The following is a 23,299-nucleotide window of genomic DNA, read 5'->3' as shown; positions in this document are numbered from 1 at the left end:
GACGCAGATTGTTTATGAATCAGGCGTTTTGTTAGCCTGTAACTTTACTTTACATTCGTTTACTTTCTTTTACAATACTTCTAATATTTATTAATCTTATGTTAATTATAAGTTTTAGTTATGTATTTAACAGGAAAGCGATAGGCAAAAAGCTCCACTTAAGCGATGCGGAAGCCGTCACTTCGTAATCGGCGACAAAAGAAAATGGCTACGCTTACTACATAGCATCCCGGAGGGAACTCGCGCTGAGCTTCGCTATCCTGCAAATAGAAAGTGAGGTAAAAAAGTGCAAATTACTAAACGCAATGTTGAGCTAAGAGTAGACGACAGTTTGATGCGTGTCTATATAGCATCTCCCAAACCAGCAGGAGTTTACCCAGGGATTGTTTTTTACAGCGATATCTATCAATTGGGTAGTCCAATGATTCGTTTAGCCAATTACTTAGCAGGACATGGTTATGTAGTAGCAGCACCGGAAATTTTCCATAGAATAGAACCAATTGGGCTAGTCATAGAGCCAGACGATCTTGGTCGAATGCGGGGTAATGATGATGCTCGTCGAACCCCAATAGCTGATTATGACGCCGACTGTCGTGCCGTTATTGAATTTCTCAAAGCAGAGAGTTCAGTTTTTTCTGATAAGATAGGTACGCTAGGCTTTTGTATTGGCGGACACTTAGCTTTCCGAGCTGCCTTCCATGACGAAATTAAGGCAGCCGCCTGCTGTTACCCTACTGGCATACCAAGTGGTAAGTTGGGTAAGGGTATAGCTGACACAATTGAGCGAGTCAGTGAAATCAAAGGTGAGATGTTAATAGTCTTTGGTACACTTGACCCTCACATACCAGAAAGCGATCGCCAAGTCATCATCAAAGCCCTTGAGAACGCTAAAGTACCTCACAAGACTGTCTTATATGAAGCAGAACACACCTTTATGCGCGACGATGGTTATCGCTACGATCCAGAGGCGACTACTTCTGCGTGGGCTGAAATAATAGCTTTTTTTGACCGCATATTTGCTGTGTAAAGTTCTTAAAACGGAACAGGGAAATTTGTTTCCAAAACAGCACCTCCGACTTTAGAGTGTTGAAATAGCTATCTAAAGGCGAGGTATGACCACAAAAGTTAGTCGGCGTCAATTGATCTTGTTTGGTTCAGCGGCGTTTGGTACAAGCTTACTGCTGAAAGGTTGCACTAATAAACCAACAGCTACAACAACGGGTGGTGAGCAAGGGTTTAAATGCGCGATCGCTCTACCTGGAATCATTACCGATAAAGCCTGGAATCAATCTGGTTATGAGGGAATCGATTTAGCAAAACAAAAGCTAGGTGTACAAACCGCTTATGTAGAAAAAGTAGCACAAGCCGATCAAACAGAAGTATTAACAGATTTTGCCCGTAAAGGCTACAACCTTATTTTTGCGCACGGGGGACAATTTGATGCTGCAACTGAACAAGTTGCGTCACAGTTCCCCAACACATTTTTTGTTGGAGTCAACGGTAATCTCAAGGGAGAGAATATTGCTTCGCTACGAATAGATCATCTACAAGCAAGTTATTTGTGTGGTATTATTGGCGCTTCTGTGACTAAATCTAATAAGTTAGCTTATATTGCTGGGGAGAAGTTTCCGGCTACTGAAGGAGAACTGCGAGGGTTTGAGTTAGGTGCAAAGTCTGTTAAACCAAATATCCAAATTACTTCTACTTTTACAGGTGATTGGAACGATGTCGCTAAAGCCAAGGAAGCGACTCTTGCGTTAATTTCTTCGGGTGCTGACGTCATTTATCAATGGTTGGATAATGCCTCAGCCGCAGTCTTACAAACCGCAGCAGAAAAAGGAATATATGCTTTTGGTAACACGAAAGATCAATCAGACGTCGCACCAAAAGCAGTTTTAACCAGTGCTGTTAAACGCCTAGATTTAGCAATAGCTTACATAGCAGAATTAGCGAAAACTAAACAAATCAAAGGACAAATATATACAATTGGGTTAGAAAGACCAGATATTTTATTTTTAGGAAAATTTGGGACAATGGTACCGGAAGCAGTGAAGCAGAAGGCATTGAATGCAAAAGAAGAAATTGTTAGTAAAAAAATCATTTTTGAAGACTGTAAAGAAAATGGTAAAGATACACGTTGCCTGAAAAAATAATAACATATTTGGGCATGGGGAATGGGGCATAGGGCATAGAGCAAAAATTTTCTGTCACGTTTAATACTCGCTATTCCCGGTTTATATGAACTATTTACGCTTAAAAAATATCACAAAATGCTTTGCTTCTTTTATTGCTAACGACAATATTAATCTCTCTGTTGAATCTGGAAAAGTTCATGCAATTTTAGGAGAAAATGGTGCAGGTAAGACTACTTTAATGAATATCATTAGTGGACTCTATCAACCAGATGCAGGTGAGATTTACCTCCGAGAAAAACCAATAAAAATTAGTTCGCCAAATGAGGCAATTAAACTCGGCATTGGTATGATTCACCAACACTTCATGCTTGTACCTGAATTGACTGTTACAGAGAATATCATCTTAGGAACAAACAAAACTTGGTGGCTGAATCTACAGTCTAAAGAAAAAGAAATCGCTGCATTATCTCAAGCTTATGGATTGGAAATTGATCCTACTGCGAAAGTTGACAATTTACCGGTTGGCATACAACAACGGGTAGAAATTCTCAAAGCTCTCTACCGTCAAGCAAAATTGTTGATTCTCGATGAACCCACAGCCGTTTTGACACAAAAAGAAGTAGAATCGTTAATTGTCGTTTTACGTCAGTTAGCAGATCTAGGTAACACAATTATTTTTATCAGTCATAAGTTAGAAGAGGTAATGAATCTCTGTGATACAGTAACAGTCTTGCGCCAAGGAAAGGTAGTAGCAACAACATCAACTCAAGCAACATCTCCTCAGCAGTTAGCAGCGTTGATGGTAGGGAGAGAAGTAACTCTACAGTTAAATAAAAACCCAACATTGCCTGGAGAGACTATCCTGTCAGTCCAAAATTTACAAGTTGCTGATGAAAGAGGTTTTCTTGCTGTAAATAATCTATCTTTTAATCTGCGGGCGGGAGAAATTTTAGGAATTGCTGGCGTAGATGGGAATGGACAAAGAGAATTAGCTGATGCAATAGCTCTTTTGCGGAGTGTTAAGCACGGTAAAATTGAGTTTAAGCGCAACCATTCTTTAGTAGGCTATATTCCAGAAGATAGGCAAACAATGGGATTGGTGTTGCAATTTAGCATTGCCCAAAACTTGATATTAAAAGCTTTTAAATATCTGCCATTTTGTCACCGTTTTTTGTTACAACAACAAGCGATCGCAGATCATGCCCTAGCTGCTATGCAAGAGTTTGACATTCGGGCGACAAGCAAAGATATTAAAGTAAGCCAGCTTTCAGGAGGAAATCAGCAAAAAGTAGTGTTAGCGCGAGAACTGGGGAAAACACCAGCTTTAATTATTGCTATGCAACCGACAAGGGGGTTAGATGTAGCGGCAACAGCAGCAGTTCATTCTCGCATATTAGCAGAACGCGATCGCGGTGCAGCAATTTTGTATATTTCTACTGAGTTAGAACAAGTGATGACAATGAGCGATCGCATTGCTGTAATGTACAGAGGTGAGTTTGTCGCTGTTTTAGATGCAGCTACAGCAAGCGTCGAAGAAATTGGTTTCCTGATGGGTGGAGGAGAGAATGATCGCAACTAATCGCATTAAATTCATCTCACCAATCCTATCACCGCTAATTGCGCTTACTTTTGCTCTCATTGTTGGTGCTATCCTCATCTTAACTGCTGGGGCAAATCCTTTAACTGCATACAGCGCCTTATTTCAAGAATCTCTGTCTACCTACTTTGGATTCGGTAACACCCTCACCAAAATGACACCCCTATTGTTTACCAGTCTAGGAGTGTTAGTTGCTTTGCGGGCTGGGCAATTTAATATTGGTGGGGAAGGGCAAATATATCTAGGCGCGTTGGGAAGTACTTTAATTGGGTTATACGTGCAAGGATTACCTGCTGTGATTCATATCCCCTTAGCACTTTTGGCAGGATTTTTGTTTGGTGCAATTTGGGGTTGGATTGCTGGTTATCTCAAAGCAATGCGCAGAGTAAATGAGGTAATAACTACGTTGTTGCTCAACTATATCGCCGTGAATTTAGTGAGTTACTTGGTGCAAAATCCATTAATGGCACCAGGTGCGCCTAGCCCTTATTCACCATTAATTGCCAAAGCATCACGCTTGCCGATTATATTACCAGAAAGCCTCGCTCATGCTGGGATTTTATTAGCCTTAATTGCGGCTGGTATTTTATGGGTATTGTTAGTGCGATCGCCACTAGGTTACCAAATTACAACAGTAGGATTTAACCCGACAGCCGCCCGTTATGCCTACATATCCGTTGAACGTACCATTATTTTGGTCATGGCTGGTGCAGGTGGTTTAGCTGGGTTGGCTGGGAGTTGTGAGGTGATGGGGTTGAAATATCGGTTATTTGAACAAGTTTCGCCTGGTTATGGGTTTGATGCGATTGCGATCGCTCTTTTAAGTCGTGGTAGCGTTGTTGGTGTAGTATTGACTTGTTTATTTTTTGCAGCGCTTCGCAGTGGTGCAAATGTGATGCAGCGTAGTGCAGGTGTACCGGTAACTGTCGTTTACGCGATTCAAGGACTAACGGTATTGTTTATTGCCATTAGTCTCGCGGTGGAAAGAGAGATAAGAATAAAAATGCAAAAGGAGGATTAAGATTGTATTTTTTCTAACGAAACCAAACCATTGTCAGCAAAATCTATTTCGAGATGATATCCTTCCATCATTGCAGCTCCCAGTAAAGGCTTATAACCAGAAGCTAAAATGGGGACTACTTTTTCTACATTGTCCCAAAAAACAGTCGCTAAATGTATAGCTGTTAAAGCTTCACTACCGTCAGCTAATTTGATAGATGTACTAGAATGCAAAGGAAGATTCAGCGCACTGACTGCTTGCGCTGGTAGAGTAAGATAGCCGTTAAATCCAGTATCGACGACAAAAGTCAATGAAAAATCTGGCTGCTGTGATAAACGAAAAATCACTGGAACTATAGCTTTGCGATCAATTAATCTTCCGTAAATCATTCAACGATACGCTCTATAGAAGCACCAAAAGAAAACGCAACATCATAACCGATTCGCATGGTAAATAATCTGGCGTTGGGATTTTTCCGTTTCAAAATTAATCCTGATTCTACACCACTTTTATCGATTCCATATTCGCCAGTTTCAGCATCAATCACAATCATCTTGCCAATATTATCGCCATACTCAACTTGTTGGCGAATGCCATTTTCATAAAATTGTTTGGCTCTTTGGGCAACTTCCTCTACAGTCCAAAAAATAGCTTCCATAACTATTACACCTGCTTTTACCCAACTGTTTTTCCATATTCTCATTATATAGCAATACAGTTCTGTTAAGGTTGAGTAATGTAAAATTGAATTTAGGATTCTTTAGTGGGCTACATTCCAGAAGGTACGCAAACAATAGGATTAGTGTTGCAATTTAGCATCGCCCAAAACTTGAGTTGAAAAGCTTTTGCGATCGTGCTTTTAAGTCGTGGTAGCGTTGTCGGTGTAGTATTGACTTGTTTATTTTTTGCGGCGTTTCGTAGTGGTGCCAATGTGATGCAGCGTAGCGCAGGTGTACCAGTAACTGTAGTTTACTCAATTCAGGGTTTAACGGTATTGTTTATTGCTATCAGTCTCGCTGTGGAAAGAGAGTTAAGAGTGAAAATGCAGAGGGAGGAAGTAGTTTAGCGCCCAAGATTATAAAAATACCGACGATACAAATCGCAAAGAGGTATCACAGCATTGCCTTGAAACTTAACTAATCCCATACTTCTAAGTTTAGAAGCTTCAGATGGGTTTATGATTACAGGAGTATCAGATGTAATTATTTTTTTGAAAGCAGCCTGTAATTCTGTGTCTGTTTCTAACATTAAAAAATGGTAGCGTAGATGTTCATGGAAAGGATTTTCTTCTGTTTGTATTATTTCTTCTAATTGTGTCAACGTATTCCTACCATTGGCAATTTCATTTAACGCAACCTGTAACAAATAAGGATGCCCACCGACTAATTTTATTAATTGCTCAATCTTGGATTTTGACCAATTTAACCCATATCTTTTTGTTAATGCTTGTACTTGCTCAAAATTAAATTCTCTTAAATCCACTCTGAATCCAACATTAAATGGAGATGTATTCATATTTAGTGAGATATATACTTCTTGATTGAGCGCAATTACAATTCTCAAATTTTTCCAAACAGAATCAGCCTCAATTTTTGCTCTTTCATGCCAAGAACGTAACATTGACAAAAAATCGGTATAAATTTTTGTATTACTAAATATTGCATCAAATTCATCCAAAGCTACAACAATAGGGGTTTGAATTACAGTTAGTAAATGTCGGAAATATCGAGTGCAAACTGTTTTACTACCTAATGTATTTACTTTTATCCAGTATTCGTCTAATTTTTCAGCTAGATTCAATTCCTCTCCAACAGTCATGCAAAACCATTGCAAAAATTTATTCAGACTATTGATGATTTCTGTATCTATTTGCTGAAAACTTAAATACACTGTGCGATATTTATGCTGATTAGCATGATCAATTATTCGATTCAAAAGAGAAGTTTTGCCCATTTGAACTGGTGCTTTAATACTAATGAGTGTCCCTGCTTTAAGCACTTCTGCATAACAAGATTTTTCAATTGGTGGACGTTCAACGTAGAAAGGAGAAGATAAAGGTATTGCTCCTCGTATATGATCGAATTGATTGGCGCTCTCTGTAGTATCTGTCAATGTAATTTTTCGTAGCTCCTTTTGAACCCAATCTTCATTAAAAACTTCTTTATATATGCGATTATAAACTTTTAATTTGTCTCCTTGTTTTACAACCAAACCTGATAAACGCAACAGCGTCTCATCTGAACTATCATCAGCTATTATTTCTCCTTGCTGTAAAATTCTTAGGTACAGCTTTAATGACTGCTCAGCACTTTTCTCTGAAAATAAAATTCTGCGTCTAACAGTCCTAAAATGTTCTGGTTCGTCTTTCTTTTCCCAGTCCTCAATAATTTCTGAACGAACTAAATCTTCTATCCAATGAGCTTCATAGCCATTACTGGGTCGAACCATATTAGATTCTACAGCAAGCAAACAAACTTTTTGAGTTAAAAATGGCTGTCCTCCTGTCCAGTAAAGAATAGCCTCCATTAGCTTCTGATGATTTCCAACCCGAGCTAAACCTTTTGCCAAAGGTTCTGTTTCATGAAGCTGAAAACCCTTTAATTCTATTGCGCGACCAATATTAAAAGGTGTACGTCGTTTATCTTGAATCAAATCTGAGGGAGTTGCTACACCCAGGATGGCGAAGGTCAGGCGGTTATATGCTGGATTATCTACCTTACGGTTGTAGCAGTCACGGATAAGAGCAAAAAAGTCTTCCAAGCTGAATTGCGGTCTGAAAATGGAGTCAATTTCTTCAATGAAAATCACAATATTTTGAGTAATTCTTTTTAAAAGGATATCTTCAATAAACTTGCTAAACTTTTGTACTGGTGATAGAGTATTGTCATCGACCCACCAAGTGTTGAAATCAAAATTTGTGTCAAGATTGAACTTGCGAATTAAAGTATAAATTACCGTGGCGTACCACTGTTCTGGTGTAATATCTAGCCTGGGAATAGAACTTAAATCGACCATAGCACAGGCAAAGCCTTCACCCCGCAAACGATTCATCACCCGCAACTGCAAGCTAGACTTACCCATCTGGCGAGAGTTGAAGACATAACAAAACTCCCCGTTTTTCAAGCTTTCATAAAGGTCTGTGTCTGCTTGGCGTACTACATAGCTATCTGCATCAGATGATAATGTGCCGCCTAGTCGATACTCACAGGGAAGTTGGGAAGATTCTTCTTGAACTGGATATATAGCACTTTGGGATAAAAGTTGGAAAGACTGTTCCATCTGTTCGGCTAATTCCGCATACTTCCCACCCAAACGCCTCAAAACCTTTGCTGTAATTTGAGCAAAAGGACGAACCAAAACACCACTTGAACTATCAGCTAACCCTGGATTTATCAACATTGCTGTAAATTCATCAACCGATAACCCAACTTTTTGGGCTACGTACTGTGAAACCTGATACAGTACCTGAGTTGACTCGGTTAACGGAACCCCATCCAGCAGTAAATCCCTTACCCCATCCGCAAAATCAAACTGAATTTTATCCCCGTCTATATTTTCATTTACTGGCGACAAAGGCTTTAATATTCCACCCAAAAACACCTCTGCTACATGAACTTGGCTCGATTTCTGTAGCATTGTCTGCTGTATCAAGCGCACAACTGGTAAACTAATGGGTGTAGCCGCCAAAAGTCCTGCCAGTTTTCGCGCCATTGGTGAAGCTGTTAGACGAAAGCGTTGCAAACGCTGTTTGGCTGTCAGATCAACGCTGGAATCGTCAGTTAATTCGCTACTAACATTAAATATTTCAGTATCAGTTGCAAGCAAAAACCCTTTGATTTGTACATCTCCCCCACCTGCAACCATCCGCGCCCAATTTTTTAATGATTCTGGTTCTAGCGTCACTACGGGGATTTTTAGTTTATTGGTAACATCACATTCATCGAGCAAATCTAACGCTGTTATGATTAAGTGTTGGTTGGAAACTCCAGGAGCCAACCTGCGTAGTAAAATTGACTCAGCAATACCCAAAGCGCTTCTTTCCCATAGCCACTCAGGTAATACTTGAATTACCGTCGTTGGGCTAGTGCTAGCCCAAACTGCTAAAGTTTTTGCGATCGCACCGTTATGCCAAGCTGAGGAAACGCAATCACTGATAATTACAAACAAGCGCCGACCGTTGGGGTCGATAAGTTCTCTGGGATTGTGGAATCTTTTTTGGTGGGATACTGAACCAGTTCTGGGACGCAGCCGAACTTTACCCCGATCATCAGTAAATAACCCCCAAGTTCGCACGTCTCGGAAAGCACCATGTCTTTCCAGTAGTTGTTTAAATTCCTTTATGGTTTGCGTCCATAGGATCATTGATGCTCCCTCGTCTATCACCAAAGCCAGTTCTAACCAACGTTCTGGTGCGGGTCGCATTATGGGTAACAAAAGTTTCTCTTCAGCTATGCGTTCTACGGTGGCAATTTCGTCAAGGATAAATGCGCTCTTGGAGGGAACTCGGCGTTTTAAAGGACGCAGTGAGCGAGATATATCCAACTGATTTCGCAATGCTTGAGCAGTAGGAACTTTGATGGGTAAACCGCTTGAAGTTTGATCGCTATCCTGTGATGATTGGGGATAAACGTTAGCGCTGGTTTCAGTTTTGCTGGAAGAGTCTTGAAAATTTTTATTTGGATTTACTGGTAATTGGATATTTGAGGGGATTTGTGGGGTTGATCTTGCTGTTTGTTGTGGCAATTCAGACACTGGCGAAGGGTCACAACGTCGCATTTGCACGCCAAGCCATAGGATATCGGCTATTTCCGTATCGTCTAAATCGAATCCCAGGTTATGAAAAGCACCAATTACCCGTTCGATCATATATCCTCATGTACTTGTGAGATATTCCATAAGCGCCTTTAGCAGTCGTTGTTTATCATCACCAACGGGACTCCTTTGACGGGTTACTAAATAAATAGCATTAAGTAACTGGTCTGTCGCCAAGTCGCCTGCATCGCTTCTGTCTCGAAGCTGGATAAATTGGGCAATTAAATCCTCCGCTTCTGACATTACACCATCCCCCAGGTGCGATCGCACAATTTTTTCCAAGGCTTTTGCATCGGGGTTTTCCATCGTCAATCGTAGACAGCGCCGCAAAAATGCTGGGGGAAATTCCCGCTCACCGTTGCTAGTCAGCAATACAAAGGGAAATTGGGTACAACGCACCCGCCCTTTAGTAATATTAGCAACACTTCCATCATAGGTTCGTACTTTGATTGTCTCATATTCTTCAGGTAGGCGAGCTAATTCAGGTATTTCAAATTCTCCTTCCTCAAATATATTCAGTAAATCATTTGGTAAATCAATGTCACTTTTATCAATCTCGTCAATCAGTAAAACGCGGGGATGAGGTGATGGTAACAGGGCTGTTCCTAGGGAACCAAGTTGAATATACTTGCCGATATCCCTGGTATTATCTTTACCTTGGGCATCCTGTAGACGGGCGATCGCATCGTAGCGATAAAGTCCTTGTTCCAGGGTTGAGCGAGTAGTAATCGCCCATTGTAGTACGGAACCTAGTTGTAGTTCGTGCGCAACTTTATATGCGAGGGATGTTTTACCAGTTCCCGGTTTCCCTGTCACCAGCAAGGGACGACGTAAATAAAGTGCTGCATTCACCAGTTCAATTTCATTGCGACGGACTTGAAAGGTTTCGCCACGTTGTTTTTCTTTTTCTTCCCCAAACTCACGCCATTTTGGTGCTTCAGGAAGATTTTTGATTCCATCGTGGGGCTTTTCTGTACCTCGAAAAATCAACCATTCGCTCATTACTTGCTCCTAAATTTATGACACAGAGAATTCCAATGCGGGGTTTGGCGGTATTCGGTTGGGGTCATCCCATAGTAAGACTAAATGATTACCCAAGTGCATTTCATCATCAGCCGCTAAACGCTGTTCCCTGACGCGACCAGATAATTTGTGTAATGGTTGTTCTAGTAGTGCGTCAAAGTGTTGGGGATTCTTGAGACTCAACACCTCACAACGCGACCAAATTACAATTGGTGTCCCAGCACTGTGGATTGCACTGAGTAAACTATTTCGTTCTGAGTTGGATAAATTACAGCATACTTTAAGAACCATTTTTTCGATTAAGCATTTTCTCAGGTGGTTGGGGTCAAAACAAGCTTGGGAAACCGTTGTGATTTGCTCGATACAAGGAATATCCTGCCAAATTAGCTTGACATTTTCCCAATTTTTGCGCCAATAGGAACCTTGTTGTGTGCGTAATTTTTTCAGGCGATCATAAGAACGCACCACAACCAGATGCTCTGTACCAATAGTAATATTAAAGCCTTCGCTATCTTGATAAGACCATTTTTCAACTTCATCGCATAGGCGATCGCGTGGAAGAAATATTTCAATAGTGAGTTCTGTTGGTTGTCCTTGCAGGTATTCTTCAAAGCATTGCTGGAGTAAGTTACCGAGCAATAGGGGTAATTCTTCCGGTACAAAGGGAATTTCTGGTTGGTTCTCGTCAACTGTTAGAGGTTTAAAACGTTCCCAAGAGTCTTGGATGGTATCATCAGGGACAAACCACGCTTTGACAAATAATTCCTGGTTTGCTTCTGGACGAAGTTGGATGAGCAGGTAGGAATGTAGTGGTTGGGTGGATGTGGTTTTGTCATCAGTTTCAAAGGTTTTATTAGTTAATAGCTGTTTGACTTTTTCACGGGTAGTTTGAGGGATACTTTGATCTTGAGTTAGTAAATAAATAAATTTTAATAAGGGTGAGTTCGTGGAATTTTGATGAGGGATTTCTTCTAGTTGCTTGAGGATATCATCCATATCTTTTGGTTTATCTCGCCAATCAGACCAACCATCAGGAAGCTTGATTGCGGAGAAAGCCTTATTAATCGCAGCAGAATCTGAAATATTGAGGATGAGATTTATTTGGTTTTTAATATTTTGCTGTTCAATGTCCCCAGTAGTTAAATCCCGTCCGGCAAAAATATCTTTCAATATGTCTTGCTGCGTTTGAGTTTTTACCATTTTCTCACTGATGACTTCACGCAAAGCTTCCCTAATAGCTTCTGCGTTTGTGCTCTGGTAAATGCGATCTCCAATATGAATATCTCTACCTTCAGCGATATTGACAATATTCTTGCCAATGTGTATTTCATCGTCACCATTACCAGCATGGAGTAAACTCCTTAGGATTTGGCGATCGTCTTCAGTGTCCTGATGATTGACAATGCGTTCAAAAATAGCCTCTAGGTCGTCATGGTCACTCATTGATGCAGTTTGGGATTGTGGCTAGTGCAAAGGAGGTGCAGAAAAACTAAAAAAAATACTTCTAATAATTAGTATTTATTATGACAAATACTACAATTTTGGTGTTCCTTAACCGTATAATCTCACTGAGATAGAAAGTTATGATAGTAATTAGGCTAGACGAAAGCAGACATTATGAATGGTATTTTCACAGACATCCAGGTTATTGTCAAGTTCAAGTAATCCGAATGGATTCTAGCAAAACTGCAACAGATGCAAGACCCAGATTTTCTGGATGACGTGCCGTAAGATACAAATCTAAAGCAGAACTAGGTGTAATTGTACATAGAACTGACAACGACGAAACCCTGCCTTACAACTATGTCATTTTCCGCGTCAGTTGTTATAAAAATTAATTATCCACCAAATGATCTTGTTTGTAATTGAAGTTGTTATTTTTATCGAGTTAAATCAAAATGAGCGATAATCTAACTAAGTTTAATAATGGTTATGCACTGTTAATTGGCGTTGGAGAATCTACATACGCTCCTTTATCTTTACCTGTTACTGTTAAAGATACTCAAGCAATTTATGCAGCTTTAATTGACCCAGAATTATGCGCTTATCCTGACGATGAAGAGCATATTCGGGTTTTAAATAATCGAAAGGCTACAAAAACTGCTATTATGGATAGCTTGAATTGGTTAAAAGAAAAAGCTGATTCTGACAAAAATGCAACCATTTTTATTTACTATTCTGGTCATGGTTGGCTAGATAAAAATACACAAAAATATTATTTACTGCAACACGATATTAAGCCTACGAAGATCACAGCTTCTGCCTTATCTGCAAATACTTTTACCGATGCATTGCGGCAAATTCAAGCGGAACGTTTATTAGTTGTGATTGATAGTTGCCATGCTGCCGGAATGGCAACTTCCAAGAATGCAGATATAGAGTTAGAAGAAGAATTTGATGATTTTATGCGAGTTGCTCCATCTAAGGGCTTTATTGACGAATTAAAACATGGTAAAGGAAGAGTAGTATTTACTTCCTCCAAAGGTGAGCAAAAATCATATATTAAAGACGATTCATGCAGTATCTACACCTACCATTTTCTTGAAGCTTTGCAAGGTGCTGGGAATAAATCGGGTGATACAGAAGTGAGAGTTTCTAATATCATGAATTATTTGGGTCAAGCCGTACCTAACAGTGCACGTCAGCTATATAATGTCGATCAAATTCCTCATTTTGATATAGATGCAGGAGATTTTGTTATAGCTCAGTTGCGCGGTGGTAAAGGTTTACCTAGTAAGGGATGGGATGAAGTTAAACCAGAAGTGACACAAAAGATTAATCAAATAGCTCAAACAATTAACCAGTATGGGAAATACATTTATAATCTCAATGAGGTTAGCGGTGGTCATTTTGGTGATGTTATCTATCAGGGTAGTTCTGAGGGAGAGAATGAATCATGGCTACCTTGGATGAAATAAAAGAAATTCTCATAAAACTAGCACAAGGAACTGCAACAGAATTTCATTTTGCGTCTTGTTCTTTACTTGAACGGTTATATCCCTTGGGATTATACTCAATTCCTTAACTATGCTACTGAACGGACTATACTTCAGAGGGTAGGTGGCTCCTATAGATTTATTCATTCACTCCTACAGGAACACTTTGTTAAGATATCAATTAAAACTAATAATGAATAATTAAATCGAATTAAAAAAAATATGAATACTGCCGACAAAACAAATTCTATTCTAAAGCGCATTGCTGAAAACAAGCAAACAGAAGCTGATGTTCAATACCTCCGAAAATTACTTATAAGTGATGATAGCGAGAGCTTGAAACAACTGGGTAAGTATAATATCAATATTGGTACGGGTAAGGACATTCATATTGGGGATAAAGTCTATTATCAAAATAATGATGAAGCTATTCAAGCATTGATTCAAGTTATTCGAGCTAGTCAATATAAAAATAGTGAAGTTGAATATTTTAGAACGATAGAAGCTTGTACTAATCGCCAAGCGATAGAGAAATATTTTGAAAATGTTTTGCAAAAATTACGGCAACGAGGTTGTTTAGAAATACGTCAAAATGTATTAAATGCGGGTATATTGTTTAACTATATTGCAAGATTCAAAGACTTTGAACCAGGGTTTGGAATGCGAGGAGAAGCCTTCTTCATGTTCTCTGAGTTTGCTACCCTACAAATGACTACTTTGCAGCAATTTTCCGCTCAGTCAATGGTATGGGCTAGAGCAGGGGTTAGCCCAGATACAGCAGGACAAGCCCTATTTAATTTCAGATTCCCTACTCACTTTTGCTTTGCGATCGCCTTAGTAGATGAACTTGATCCAAAAACCAGACAAGCCATCCAAACAACTAATCCGTTTGACCTACGAGTAGATATGCTTTGGTACGAGATTCCAGTGGTTTACGAACTAAACCAGCAGCAGTTGTGCTTCTATAATAAACCTACAAGCATTTGGGAGCAATTTAAAGGGGAAATTGTCTGGAAACAATTGCGAGAAATTATCCAGCAAATTTTAAGTGGTTAATATGGCATAACCAGTGTCAGTTGTAAAACAATACATTGAGATACTGTCTATACCCTTGCATTTAGTCCAGATGGAGAAACTTTAGTTACCAGCTTCTATATTCTCTGGTGGATGTAGATTTGCATCCCTCAACAAACGACGCAAATTAACAACACCAAAGCGATTCAAACGTAAAGCTTCAACTGTTGCTCGACCACAAGAAGTTATACCAATCACCTCGGTAAAATCATCACTCCAGCTAAAATGCTCGCTCCAAATTTGCTGTCGAGGGTTGTACAGAGATGTTTTTTCTCTTGTTTCTGGATCGATCGCCTGTGTTTTGGTATATTTATGACCATTGCAACCAGAACAACTCCAAGCCAAATTTTCTAAAACTGTTTCTCCACCAGCTTTTCGGGGTTTGATATGCTCAACCGTAAAGCTTTCAGTAGCAAATTGATTAGAACAGCGACAATATTCGCAGTAACCAAAAGCACGAGCAGCAACTATACGCCTAATAGATTCTGGGGTTTTTTCGGACATCAGGTAACGTTGCTGTGTTTGGGTAGAAATTCTCTAATTAATACTTTCAAATCAACTTGACGGAGTTGAGCCAATTTAATCAAAGCTTCGGCACGTTCGACATCCTGTTGTTCGACGCGATCAATATATGCTAATAGCTCTTGATGTTCAGCATCAGTGATTTCTTCCGTCTCGTTTCGCTGACGTAAATAATCCAACCTTTGTTGGTCGTCAGAAGGTAAACGACGTTGGATGATTTCAACTAACGCTGTCTCGTTAGTTTCCGGTGTTGTTTCCGATTCCTGCAAAGCTTCATCACAAAGGGCTTCCAAAAATTCAACTGCCCTGACTAAAGAGTCTCCTGGTAATTGCTCCAGGAGTGCGATCGCTCTTCGACGAATTTCTGTAGGTGCAGCCATCGGGAATCTGACTTCGCTTATTTATAGGTGATATTATAATATCAAAATTCTACGTCAGCTACTTTTAGACGGCGATGTAGTGTAACGCACAGTAACATAGAGAAATTTCTCCGAACGGCTGCGCTAAAAAAGCTTTATGAATAATCTCAACTTTTTCTCTGATTACTTAGTAGCTACTTTGCGTCTAGCTGTCCCTTTGGGATTTGCTGCTTTGGGAGGATTGTATTCGGAACGCTCAGGGGTGTTAAATATTGCCTTGGAAGGTATGTTGCTTACTGGTGCTTTTAGTAGTGCTGTTGCCACTTTTTACACTGGTAATCCTTGGCTTGGTGTTCCCGCGTCCTTCATTGCTGGGGGATTAGTAGGGTTACTCCATGCTGCTTTGTGTGTGACTTTGCGTGTTGATCAATTGGTGTCTGGGCTAGCAATTAATCTTGTTGCAGGTGGGTTAACGTCATTTTTGGCACGCTTAGTATTTAGTGGCAGTAGTACGCAGCAATTGCCTGGAATCTCGGCAATCAAAATTCCTGGTTTAGCCAATATTCCCTTAATTGGGTCGCTGCTATTTCAAGAAGATATTTTAGTATATTTATTATTTACATTAGTTATTTTAACTACATATATTTTATTTAAGACAAGCTTTGGACTGACATTAAGGGCAGTAGGAGAATCGCCTAAAGCTGCTGAAGCATCAGGAATTTCGGTTCAAATTGTACGTTATATCGCTGTGGTGATCAGCGGCTGTCTTGCGAGTTTAGGAGGTGCTTATTTAACTCTAGTACAGGTAAGATTTTTTGCTGAGGGGATGAGTGCAGGAAAGGGATTTATTGCGATCGCAGCATTAATTTTCGGCAGATGGCATCCTGTAGGTAGTGGGTTGGCTTGTTTGCTGTTTGGGGCTACAGAAGCTTTACAACTGCGAATTCAAGCTTTAGGGGCAAATATACCTTACCAATTTTTAGTTATGCTACCTTATGCGATCGCTTTATTTGCTTTAGTGGGATTAGTTGGGAAATCGACACCGCCCAAAGCTTTAGGTACTCCCTACTTCCCTGAAAATCGAGACGCAGACTGAAGACAAAATATTGTCTTCGTAATGACCCCAAAATCTATGCAGGCATGAGTTGCTGGATGCGCTCTGGCTCATCTCCAAGCCAATCTGGATGTTGAGCAGTACCGTCAAAAATCGATGAAGTTTTAAATGGCTCAAACTCTCCACGCGAACCTGCTTGCGCGGTTTTTGCTAACAACGATTGCACCTGCTGCTCGTTCATCGGCTGGAATGTACGCACTGCTTCAAAGGCTTGCTCCAGAATTTCCATGCTGTCAATTCCTGTGATCACAACAGACGTGGGCAAATTCAACGCGTAGTGTAAACATTCAATTGGTGTTACAGTGTTTGACTTTAAAAGAATGCCATTAGCCATAGTTTTCATAGCCAAAACGCCAATTTGACGTTTGACCAATTCTGGTACAACGAGCTTTGCAAAACTTCGGTAATGTGCATCCATAACATTCAGTGGCATTTGAACTGCATCAAACTTAAAGCCATTTTGCTCTGCAATTTCCAGCATATGCAAATGAATATAAGGATCTTTATGACCAGTGAAGCCAATATATCGAAGCTTTCCAGCTTCACGTGCTTCGATTAATGCAGCATTTGCTCCTTCCGGATAAAATACTCGATGCGGATCGTCGAAACGTAAGATTTCATGGTGCTGGACGAGATCTATGCAATCAACTTGAAGGCGTTTAAGCGATTCATCTAGCTGTTTTGCTGCTTCAGCTTTAGAACGACCATCAATTTTAGTCATTAAGAATACTTTGTCGCGGTAGCCATCGCGCAGCGCTTTCCCCATACGCGCTTCGCTGACTCCATCATTGTAATCCCAACAGTTGTCCATGAATGTGATGCCACGGTCAATAGCTGAGGGAATAATACGTATACCCAATTCCTCATCAATGTGTTTCAAGCCGATGTGCCAACCACCGAGTCCGATCGCGGAAACTCTCTCTGCTGTACTGCCAAGTTCTCGGTATAGCATTTCTGAGTTTGACGTATTTGGTGACATCTTTATCTCCAAGTCTATTAACTATAAGTGGTTATTGTAGATGAATTGGAATGCATTCTTACCGATAGTGATTTCATTTGGTGACCAAAACATCATCCATTAGAGATAATTCAAGGATGCCAACCATCTAGTATTACTTCGACGACTCTCCCGATTCTCCCGGTTACTGGTTGTTGGGACCACTCGGTTCATGACCTGTATTGATCAGGGCCAGAACTGCTTTACCTTCATCCTAGAATAGGTAGGATAATTTGAAATTCCGACCCTTGCCCTAATTTAGAAGTAATGTTAATTTGTCCGCCATGACTTGCAATAACAGAGTAAGCCACTGCTAGTCCTAATCCCTTTCCCTTCCCGACGGGTTTTGTTGTGAAGAATGGGTCAAATGCCCGTTTCTGGACTTCCTCAGAAATTCCAGTCCCATTATCGGCAATTCGAATGCTCACATTATTAGTTAGAGAATTCTTTAGTTCAGTACGAATTCTAATGATAGGAGTTGTGATTTTTGCTTCATTTAAAGCATCAATAGCATTATTCAAGATATTCATGATGACCTGATTTATTTGTTTGGCATGACAATTCACTTGTGGAAGCTCAGCATAGTCTCTAATGATGTCAATTCCGCTCAGTTGATGTTGCAAAATTAACAGTGTATTCTCAATACCCTCATGGATATTCACGGGTTTGATATCTGCCTCATCGAGGCGAGCAAAATTCCGCAGAGATAAGACAATATCCTGAATCCTTTGACTACCCTGTTTGATTGAATCCAACACCTTTGGTAAGTCCTTGCGCAGGTAATCTAAATCCGTAGACTTCAAATAAGCTTCAATTTCGGTAGTTGGTTGCGGGTATTGCCGCTGATAGAGAGTTATACCGTCTAGCAATTCTTGAAAATATTCTCTGAGACAGGTAATATTACCGTAAATGAAGGTAATTGGGTTGTTAATTTCATGGGCAATCCCAGCAACCATTTGTCCTAAACTTGACATTTTTTCAGCGTGAATCAATTGGGCTTGGGTGTGTTGCAATTGGTTGAGAGTATCAGATAATTCTAGATTTTTCTTGTGAAGTTCTTGGGTGCGCTGTTCTACTTTGTCCTCTAGAGTCTTGTAGAGTAGCGCATTTTCTAGAGAAATAGCCGCTTGCGCAGTTAATAACTGTAGCATATCTAGGGAATTCCTCTTTGCTGGTTGCGCTTTGCTATCGCCCATAAATGCACCCGTTGTTACTCGATTTTCTAAGTACAAAATCCCTAGTAACTGCCCTTGATTGCGAATTGGCATACACAAAATACTCTTGGGTTGATGCTGGAGCATATATTCCCCAATCAAATTAGGCAGATTCGCTTTGAGATCATCAATTACAACTGTTTCTAGAGTGTTTTTCACATACTGGATGAGTGGAATTGGAACGTCAGGATGATTATCTAGCGGCACAGTTTGTAAAATAGTGCCTTCTAAGGTAGTAATTGCCCGCACTTGCCATAAGCCATCTTGAAAGAGAATTAACACACAGCGATCAGCGCCAGAATTTTCGAGAATAATCTGAATTAGCTTCTGGATTAGTTCATCTAACTCTATTGCAGTAGAGATTGCTTGAGAAGCTTTCAAGACAGATGCAAAGTCTAATACCGAATTGATGCTGCTATTCGACGAACTTGAGATATAGGTTGAGGTGTGATTAGAGGTAGTGGTTGTCAGAGAATTACCCAGTGTTTCGTAAGGGTTACTTTTGAGGGTTTTCTGTTGAACAATGATCTGAAGAAGTTCTGGATAGCGTTGTTGTAAGTCTTCTACTTTGGTTTTGGCTCCCCAACGAGCATAGCAGTAGTATGCTTGTTCTATATATCCCTGGGCAACTCTTTCTTTACCCCATTCAAGGCAGAATTTGGCAGCTAGTTCATTACCCAGTGCTGCTTCTTGGACGTAGCCATTTTCTTTGGCTTGATCAATGGCTTGGTCATAAAATTCGATAGCTGTTGTTTTTTGTCCCAAAACCCGATACTTTTCAGCCTCGACTAACTGGAATCGATGCAAATGATTCACATGTGCAAAATTTGCCCACTGTTGCATAATCTTCTGATTTTCTGCTACCTGTTGTAAAATCTTCTGTTGTTGTGCATCTGAGGATTTAGGAAATAAAGCTAGTAGGAGCAGTGAATCATAAAAGTTCAATAGTGGAACAATTGCTGTAGCATATCCTGAACGGGAATATTGTTTTGCTTTGGCAGTATATTCTATTGCTAAATCGAGTTCTTGAAAGAGATAACAAAGGATTAATTTATTTACATAAAAATGCCATAAGCCAGTACTATCATTAGTTTGCTCATGTAAAGCCAGCATCAACCTTTCATCGTAGGCTGCGCCAACTAATTCCCAAGGATTAGTTTTAGAATCGATTAAATTCAAGACCACTTGGTGGTAAATATTGTTGTAATTAAGAGCGTTTTTTTGATTGATTTTTTCTATTACTGCTCCATAAGTTGCTAATTTATTAGCTAGTTGGGTTAATTCTTCACTAGCGATGTAAGCATGGAAGCAATGAATATGGGTAGCATAACCAGCATACGCCAAGTTCCCACTATCCAACGCACTAGTATAAGCTGTTAGTAATGGCTTGAGTGTTGATGTTAAATGCTCTTTCCAGTGTGTGATAAAACAATCAACCATAAAAAGGGTTCTTGCTTCGTGTTCCTGATCTGGAAACTTACGGAGCAGTTGCAGCGCTAACTGACCAAATTCGTAGCCTATTGGTATAGTTTCTACCTGACCACAAAGCATGAGTCCATACGCTGAGTAAGCAAACGCAGAAGCAGAAGAATTTCCGTATTTTACACAAAGAGTAACTCTCTTGAGGATCACCAGCCGATGAAGTTCAGGTTTTGCCAGATAAGCAGGTACATCTAATTTAACTAAAACGCCCAAAGCTGCACGTAATTCTAAATTCTGCATCTCTGGTAAATCAACCAATTCAGCAACTATTTTGCCACTTAAGGCAGCTTGAGTTTCCTGCAAAGCCAAAACAAAGTCCTCATCGGTTGGTTCTTTTGGAAACTCAATACCAATCCGCTCCAAAAATTGCATGGCTGTATCAATAGCTTCCAGTAACTTTCCTTGGACTGTGTAAGCCTCAATTTTTACCTCATACACTTTGGCTGTATCAGTTATGGCTTTTGCATGTTGTAAAATCTCCAGGGCAAAACTCTCCATTGCGCCCATCTCGCCGCACAGGTAACTCACTTCGGTTGCTTGGCTGTACAAATTTAAGGTTTGATCGTAATCAGATTGCCAAGGGTTTAATGGTAGTAGCTCTCTAGCAATTTTTAGGTAAGCAAGTGCAGAACTGTATGCTGTTGACGCTTTCGCCTTTTTCCCCGCTATCAGATTTAATTGTGAGAGTTCATAGCGTTCTTTTAGCTGATCGAATTGTTCGAGCCCGATATTTAGCTGATTGACGATCGCGAAAATCTGATTCTCTAGTTCACCTTCAGGAATATTTTGCCACAGCAAGCGACCTATTTTGACATGAGTCGCCTGTTTTTGCTCTTCTGGAATTAAAGAATAAGCTGCTTGTTGAACTCTGTCATGGAGGAATTTATATCCTACAGTATGTGCAATTTGCTCATCTATAGCTTGATTTTCTTGCCCTACATAAAACTTATAAACTTCATTGATTGGTAAAATCAAGCCGAATTGTAAAGCTTTCCACAACGCGGTGGCTGTTTCGGTTTGGGATTGTTCACTAACAATTGCTAAAGTTGCTAAATCAAACTGATTCCCAATACATGCCGCCAGTTTCAGTACGTACTGAGTTGCTGTACCCAGTTTCCCTAACTGTTGCGCCATGAACTCTACTACGTCATCTGTGAATGCTAGTTGCTTGATTTGCGCAATATCACACTGCCAATGCCCCGTTGGAAAATTAAATTGAATATAATTATCTTCATGCAGTGCCACCAGAAACTGAGTGGTAAAGAAAGGATTGCCTTTTGTTTTTTGATACACCAGTTGCGTTAAGGGTTGTGCTCGTTCTAGTTGACAGTTGAGGGTATCTGCTACTAATTGATTGACACTTTCAGTTGATAATGGACTGAGTGTGATATTATTTATCTTCACTCCTGTATGAGCTATCTCATCTAATGTCAGTATCAGGGGATGTCCTGGGAAAACTTCATGATCTCGGTACGCCCCTATCAGGAACAAATAACCTTTGTCGGATTCATCCATTAACAATTGCATCAGTTTAAGTGATGCTGAATCCGCCCACTGCAAGTCATCTAAAAATATGACTAAGGGATGTTCTTTATTAGTGAATAGTTGAATAAATTTCTGGAACAACAGATTAAATCGGTTTTGCGCCGCCATCCCAGATAGTTCAGTAGCAGGGGGTTGGGAGCCAATAATTCTTTCTAATTCTGGGATAACCTGAATAAGTACTTGAGCATTTTCACCCAATGCTTTGATAATTTTATCCTGCCACTGCTGCAACTTGGTATCGTCTTCAGTTAGTAGTTGCCCCATTAAATCGCGGAAGGCTTGTAGAAAGGCAGAAAAAGGTATATTGCGATTAAATTGGTCATATTTACCTTTGATAAAATAACCCCGTTGCCTCACAATTGGCTTGTGTACTTCATTGACTACTGCTGTTTTTCCTATACCCGAAAAACCAGTGACTAACATTAATTCACTGTTTCCTTGTGCAACCCTCTCAAAAGCTGCTAATAATTGGTTGGCTTCTTCTTCTCTACCGTATAACTTTTCTGGAATAACAAACCGAGCGCACACATCCCATTTTGCAATTGGAAAACTCTCTATCGAGCCCGTTTGCTTTAATTGCTCCCAGCATTTTTCTAAATCATACTTTAAACCTAATGCACTCTGATAGCGATCTGATGCATTCTTTGCCATCAACTTGCTAACTATTTCTGAGAGAACATAGGGAATATTTGAATTTATTTCATGGACTGATGGTGCAGTTTTGGCAATATGGTAATGTACCAATTCCATGGCATCTTCTGACTGAAATGGTAATTGTTTTGTCAGTAATTCATAAAAAGTAACACCCAAGGAATAAAAATCTGTGCGGTAGTCAATCCCCCGATTTATCCTTCCCGTTTGTTCTGGCGAAATATACGCAAGTGTTCCTTCTAATGTATTAGGACTGATTAAAGTTTGTGTTTCCCGTGGCAGTAATGATGCTATACTAAAGTCGATTAATTTGACTTGTTTAGTTTTAGGGTTAATTAAAATATTGGCAGGTTTAATATCCTTGTGGATAATTCCATAACGTATTAGATAATCTAATGTAGTAGTAAGATCGATCGCAATTTGTAAAAATTCATCTAGAGACTCTGTGTTATTATTGTTGGTTAAGTAATCCTTGAGAGAAATTCCCCCGAAGTCCTCCATCACTAGCGTATACCCATTTCGATAGGGTTCCAAGCTATAGGTTTGGATAATTCCAGGGTGGTTGAGATTTTTAGCAATGGTGTATTGATTGCGAAATTGTACTAGTTCACTAAAACTAGGATAAGGATTTTTCAGTACTTTAATGACTACAGGTAATGAGTCAGCCTTCCTAACCCCCCGATAGACTAGGTTTCTATAACCGTTGTAGAGTTGTTCGCTTAGGTGATATCCGGCAATAATTACTGAATTCATCTTACCAATACACTATCTCTTGAAAGTTTGTGGGCTTATTATTCCCAAATTTTATGCGTGGTGGTTAAAGATATATTGTTTTCTG

At 39.9% G+C, this 23,299-nt stretch carries 16 protein-coding genes and 1 pseudogene; 8 read left to right on the top strand and 9 right to left on the bottom strand.

Annotated elements, in window-relative coordinates; genetic code table 11:
* Window positions 1-286 precede the first annotated feature (286 nt).
* The 4 genes from G4P69_RS16335 to G4P69_RS16320 all read left to right on the top strand — a co-directional run bounded on the left by G4P69_RS16335 (window position 287) and on the right by G4P69_RS16320 (window position 4,753).
* Entirely contained in the window at window positions 287-1,027 is a 741-nt protein-coding gene (locus G4P69_RS16335; RefSeq protein WP_208338427.1) for a dienelactone hydrolase family protein, read from the top strand.
* An 85-nt stretch (window positions 1,028-1,112) separates the two neighbouring features.
* The gene (locus tag G4P69_RS16330) at window positions 1,113-2,153 is read left to right on the top strand and encodes a BMP family protein (protein ID WP_208338426.1); all 1,041 of its coding nucleotides are present in this window, start codon (window positions 1,113-1,115) and stop codon (window positions 2,151-2,153) included.
* Between the two features lie 85 nt (window positions 2,154-2,238).
* Window positions 2,239-3,714 (top strand): ABC transporter ATP-binding protein, encoded by a 1,476-nt coding sequence (locus G4P69_RS16325; RefSeq protein WP_208338425.1) that lies wholly within the window; start codon window positions 2,239-2,241, stop codon window positions 3,712-3,714.
* The gene (locus G4P69_RS16320; protein ID WP_208338424.1) at window positions 3,701-4,753 is read left to right on the top strand and encodes an ABC transporter permease; all 1,053 of its coding nucleotides are present in this window, start codon (window positions 3,701-3,703) and stop codon (window positions 4,751-4,753) included. The genes G4P69_RS16325 and G4P69_RS16320 overlap by 14 nt, the downstream gene beginning before the upstream one ends.
* Here G4P69_RS16320 and G4P69_RS16315 read toward each other — a convergent pair.
* Both G4P69_RS16315 and G4P69_RS16310 read right to left on the bottom strand, forming a co-directional pair.
* On the bottom strand, window positions 4,750-5,121 hold the full coding sequence (locus G4P69_RS16315) for a clan AA aspartic protease (RefSeq protein WP_208338423.1): 372 nt from the start codon (window positions 5,119-5,121) through the stop codon (window positions 4,750-4,752). The two genes, G4P69_RS16320 and G4P69_RS16315, sit on opposite strands and share 4 nt — an antisense overlap.
* Complete coding sequence (locus G4P69_RS16310; protein ID WP_208338422.1) at window positions 5,118-5,390, bottom strand: hypothetical protein; 273 nt, start codon at window positions 5,388-5,390, stop codon at window positions 5,118-5,120. Before G4P69_RS16310 ends, G4P69_RS16315 begins: the two co-directional genes overlap by 4 nt.
* A 183-nt stretch (window positions 5,391-5,573) precedes the next feature.
* On the opposite strand from G4P69_RS16310, the pseudogene G4P69_RS16305 reads away from it, so the two are divergent.
* A pseudogene (locus G4P69_RS16305) lies at window positions 5,574-5,798 on the top strand (ABC transporter permease); the annotation flags it as partial.
* Here the strand turns inward: G4P69_RS16305 and G4P69_RS16300 are convergent.
* The 3 genes from G4P69_RS16300 to G4P69_RS16290 are packed head-to-tail and all read right to left on the bottom strand — an operon-like array spanning window position 5,795 to window position 12,010.
* Entirely contained in the window at window positions 5,795-9,598 is a 3,804-nt protein-coding gene (locus G4P69_RS16300) for an SAV_2336 N-terminal domain-related protein (protein ID WP_208338421.1), read from the bottom strand. The pseudogene G4P69_RS16305 and the gene G4P69_RS16300 sit on opposite strands and share 4 nt — an antisense overlap.
* A 6-nt stretch (window positions 9,599-9,604) precedes the next feature.
* A complete protein-coding gene (locus G4P69_RS16295) occupies window positions 9,605-10,546 on the bottom strand; it encodes an AAA family ATPase (protein ID WP_208338420.1) in 942 nt (313 codons plus the stop codon).
* Between the two features lie 15 nt (window positions 10,547-10,561).
* Window positions 10,562-12,010, bottom strand: a complete 1,449-nt coding sequence (locus G4P69_RS16290) for a VMAP-C domain-containing protein (RefSeq protein WP_243902070.1) — start codon at window positions 12,008-12,010, stop codon at window positions 10,562-10,564.
* Between the two features lie 455 nt (window positions 12,011-12,465).
* Between G4P69_RS16290 and G4P69_RS16285 the strand changes: the two genes are divergently transcribed.
* Both G4P69_RS16285 and G4P69_RS16280 read left to right on the top strand, forming a co-directional pair.
* Window positions 12,466-13,485, top strand: coding sequence for a caspase family protein (locus tag G4P69_RS16285; RefSeq protein WP_208338419.1), 1,020 nt, complete (start codon window positions 12,466-12,468; stop codon window positions 13,483-13,485).
* 240 nt (window positions 13,486-13,725) lie between these two features.
* On the top strand, window positions 13,726-14,559 hold the full coding sequence (locus tag G4P69_RS16280; protein ID WP_208338418.1) for a hypothetical protein: 834 nt from the start codon (window positions 13,726-13,728) through the stop codon (window positions 14,557-14,559).
* 81 nt (window positions 14,560-14,640) lie between these two features.
* Here the strand turns inward: G4P69_RS16280 and G4P69_RS16275 are convergent, their stop codons facing one another.
* Window positions 14,641-15,081, bottom strand: a complete 441-nt coding sequence (locus G4P69_RS16275; protein WP_208338417.1) for an HNH endonuclease — start codon at window positions 15,079-15,081, stop codon at window positions 14,641-14,643.
* Complete coding sequence (locus G4P69_RS16270; protein ID WP_208338416.1) at window positions 15,081-15,479, bottom strand: hypothetical protein; 399 nt, start codon at window positions 15,477-15,479, stop codon at window positions 15,081-15,083. Before G4P69_RS16270 ends, G4P69_RS16275 begins: the two co-directional genes overlap by 1 nt.
* A 136-nt stretch (window positions 15,480-15,615) precedes the next feature.
* Here G4P69_RS16270 and G4P69_RS16265 point away from each other — a divergent pair, with 136 nt between their 5' ends.
* On the top strand, window positions 15,616-16,554 hold the full coding sequence (locus G4P69_RS16265; protein ID WP_208338415.1) for an ABC transporter permease: 939 nt from the start codon (window positions 15,616-15,618) through the stop codon (window positions 16,552-16,554).
* A gap of 34 nt (window positions 16,555-16,588) precedes the next feature.
* On the opposite strand, the gene G4P69_RS16260 is transcribed toward G4P69_RS16265, so the two are convergent.
* Window positions 16,589-17,551, bottom strand: a complete 963-nt coding sequence (locus G4P69_RS16260; RefSeq protein WP_208338414.1) for an aldo/keto reductase — start codon at window positions 17,549-17,551, stop codon at window positions 16,589-16,591.
* A gap of 227 nt (window positions 17,552-17,778) precedes the next feature.
* Window positions 17,779-23,214 carry a trifunctional serine/threonine-protein kinase/ATP-binding protein/sensor histidine kinase gene (locus tag G4P69_RS16255; protein ID WP_208338413.1) on the bottom strand — a complete coding sequence of 1,812 codons (5,436 nt, stop codon included), beginning with the start codon at window positions 23,212-23,214 and terminating at the stop codon, window positions 17,779-17,781.
* Window positions 23,215-23,299: the final 85 nt, after the last annotated feature.

Origin of the sequence: Aetokthonos hydrillicola CCALA 1050 (assembly GCF_017591665.1) — a bacterium.
Taxonomy (GTDB): Bacteria; Cyanobacteriota; Cyanobacteriia; order Cyanobacteriales; family Nostocaceae; genus Aetokthonos; species Aetokthonos hydrillicola.
Note: the sequence above shows the minus strand (reverse complement) of the source record. Positions and strands in the feature narration are given on the sequence as shown.

Excerpts from the sequence above, each read along its gene's own strand:
- G4P69_RS16260 (WP_208338414.1), bottom strand. The coding sequence starts at position 17,551 with ATGTCACCAAATACGTCAAACTCAGAAATGCTATACCGAGAACTTGGC.
- G4P69_RS16265 (WP_208338415.1), top strand. The coding sequence starts at position 15,616 with ATGAATAATCTCAACTTTTTCTCTGATTACTTAGTAGCTACTTTGCGT.
- G4P69_RS16275 (WP_208338417.1), bottom strand. The coding sequence starts at position 15,081 with ATGTCCGAAAAAACCCCAGAATCTATTAGGCGTATAGTTGCTGCTCGT.
- G4P69_RS16300 (WP_208338421.1), bottom strand. The coding sequence starts at position 9,598 with ATGATCGAACGGGTAATTGGTGCTTTTCATAACCTGGGATTCGATTTA.
- G4P69_RS16325 (WP_208338425.1), top strand. The coding sequence starts at position 2,239 with ATGAACTATTTACGCTTAAAAAATATCACAAAATGCTTTGCTTCTTTT.
- G4P69_RS16310 (WP_208338422.1), bottom strand. The coding sequence starts at position 5,390 with ATGGAAGCTATTTTTTGGACTGTAGAGGAAGTTGCCCAAAGAGCCAAA.
- G4P69_RS16280 (WP_208338418.1), top strand. The coding sequence starts at position 13,726 with ATGAATACTGCCGACAAAACAAATTCTATTCTAAAGCGCATTGCTGAA.
- G4P69_RS16290 (WP_243902070.1), bottom strand. The coding sequence starts at position 12,010 with ATGAGTGACCATGACGACCTAGAGGCTATTTTTGAACGCATTGTCAAT.
- G4P69_RS16320 (WP_208338424.1), top strand. The coding sequence starts at position 3,701 with ATGATCGCAACTAATCGCATTAAATTCATCTCACCAATCCTATCACCG.
- G4P69_RS16330 (WP_208338426.1), top strand. The coding sequence starts at position 1,113 with ATGACCACAAAAGTTAGTCGGCGTCAATTGATCTTGTTTGGTTCAGCG.
- G4P69_RS16285 (WP_208338419.1), top strand. The coding sequence starts at position 12,466 with ATGAGCGATAATCTAACTAAGTTTAATAATGGTTATGCACTGTTAATT.
- G4P69_RS16270 (WP_208338416.1), bottom strand. The coding sequence starts at position 15,479 with ATGGCTGCACCTACAGAAATTCGTCGAAGAGCGATCGCACTCCTGGAG.
- G4P69_RS16315 (WP_208338423.1), bottom strand. The coding sequence starts at position 5,121 with ATGATTTACGGAAGATTAATTGATCGCAAAGCTATAGTTCCAGTGATT.
- G4P69_RS16255 (WP_208338413.1), bottom strand. The coding sequence starts at position 23,214 with ATGAATTCAGTAATTATTGCCGGATATCACCTAAGCGAACAACTCTAC.
- G4P69_RS16295 (WP_208338420.1), bottom strand. The coding sequence starts at position 10,546 with ATGAGCGAATGGTTGATTTTTCGAGGTACAGAAAAGCCCCACGATGGA.